Annotated in this window: 3 protein-coding genes; 1 reads left to right on the forward strand and 2 read right to left on the reverse strand. The window is 73.1% G+C overall.

The features are described from left to right. On the reverse strand, positions 1 to 578 hold a 578-nt coding region (locus RWX45_RS13155; RefSeq protein ID WP_410050726.1), incomplete at its 3' end, for a biotin--[acetyl-CoA-carboxylase] ligase. 33 nt (positions 579 to 611) lie between these two features. Between RWX45_RS13155 and RWX45_RS13160 the strand changes: the two genes are divergently transcribed. Continuing rightward, positions 612 to 1,283 (forward strand): nucleoside triphosphate pyrophosphatase, encoded by a 672-nt coding sequence (locus tag RWX45_RS13160; RefSeq protein WP_316024167.1) that lies wholly within the window; start codon positions 612 to 614, stop codon positions 1,281 to 1,283. Here the strand turns inward: RWX45_RS13160 and RWX45_RS13165 are convergent. Further along, a partial coding sequence (locus RWX45_RS13165; protein WP_316024168.1) for a MaoC/PaaZ C-terminal domain-containing protein occupies positions 1,269 to 1,657 on the reverse strand: 389 nt, incomplete at its 5' end. The genes RWX45_RS13160 and RWX45_RS13165 overlap by 15 nt on opposite strands.

Raw genomic sequence — 1,657 nt, forward strand, 5'->3', positions numbered from 1 at the left:
ATCGGAAGCCGACTGGCCGAGCTACTGCCATCTCCCGCACAGGAACTCTTGCCGTCGTCTCCGCCTGCCGCGCCCCTCTCCTGGGCGCGCACACCGGGCAGGACGAGTTCGGTGAGGATGCCGGCGAGCTTGCGGCTCCTCCCCCACCCCGGCACCGCGGCAACATCCGGCGTCGTCGTCGTGGGCACGGCGACGACGTCGTTGGGCCATTTGGTTCTCACCTGCCAGGCTGCATTGAGCTGCGGGGCCAGGGCCTGCTGGACGGCGAGTCCCGCCAGCAGCGGCAACCAGGCCAGGGCGTCGACCGGGACGCGGGGCCGTAGCACCACCGAGGCGGTGAGCGCGCCCGTGGGCGGCGTGGTCCAGGTGTGGTCGGCGCGGCCGCGACCGGCGGTTTGGGTGAGCGCATGCAGCGCGGACAGGTGCGGCCAGGCGGTGATCGAATCGGGATCGAGGGTTCCGTCCGCACCGGTGAGGGCGCGACGCATATCGGTGTTGGTGGAGCCGGTGCGCTCCACGACGAGGAGCCGACCAAACGGTGAGGAGAGAGCCGGGGGCGGGGGCGTCTGCGGCGTCACGCGCCCACCCTATCGGGGCGTTAAGGTGGGGAGGTGCTTGTTCTGGCGTCTCAGTCCACCGGTCGGTTGTCCACCTTGCGCGCCGCCGGGGTGGAACCGGCCGTGCGCGTGTCAGATGTGGATGAAGCGCGCGTTCTTGCCGAGCTGACCGCCGCGCACGCCGCCGCCGGCACGCCGGCCCCGACGCCCGCCCAGCAGGTGCAGGCCCTTGCCCGCGCCAAAGCGCTGGACGTCGCGGGGATGCTCACGCCCGCCGAGCGCATGGCCGAGCCGGGCACGGTCGTCGTCGGCTGCGATTCCATGCTGGAGATCGACGGTGCCGTCGTGGGCAAGCCGGGCACGGCACAGCGGGCCCGCGAGCGCTGGCAGGCGATGCGCGGGCGCAGCGGCATTCTGCACACGGGGCACTGCCTGGTGCGCGTGGCTGATGCCGAGACCGCCGAGGGCGTGTCCTCCACCATCGTGCATTTCGGCTCCCCCACCGATGCCGAGATCGACGCCTATGTCGCCTCCGGGGAGCCGCTGTGGTGCGCCGGCGCCTTCACCATCGACGGCCTGGGCGGTGCCTTCATCGACGGCGTCGAGGGTGATCCGCACGGCGTGGTGGGCATTTCCCTGCCGCTGCTGCGACGCCTGCTGGCGAGCCTGGGCGTGACCTGGACCGACCTGTGGCTCTCGTCTGAGACGAGCTCAACGCCGCACTAGAACGGCGTGCACACCGGTGCTGAGACCGCCGTCGGCGCCGACGTTCAGCGCGACCGCGCCTGCCTCCGGTAGCACCGCCGGCGCCGGGAAGCGCAGGTCGACGCATCCCGCCGCGGGCACCAGGGCGAGGCTGAGCGCGCCCAGAAACAGCCCGTGGACGACGACGTCCGTGGCCCCCGCGTCCAACCCGGCTCGCCGGGCGGCGCCGGCCCGCAGGTGGATGGGACTGCGATCCCCGGTCGCGTCCGCCCATTGGTACACCTGGGCGGCGGTGATGGTGAGCGGGCAGGGCGTGCTGCGTGCGGTGCCGGGAGCCTCGGACCCGAGGCTACGGGCCGCATCGGCGCCGCCCGGACCGCCGGCGGTTGGGGCCG

Origin of the sequence: Actinomyces sp. MRS3W, from assembly GCF_032465695.1 — a bacterium.
Taxonomy (GTDB): Bacteria; Actinomycetota; Actinomycetes; order Actinomycetales; family Actinomycetaceae; genus Actinomyces.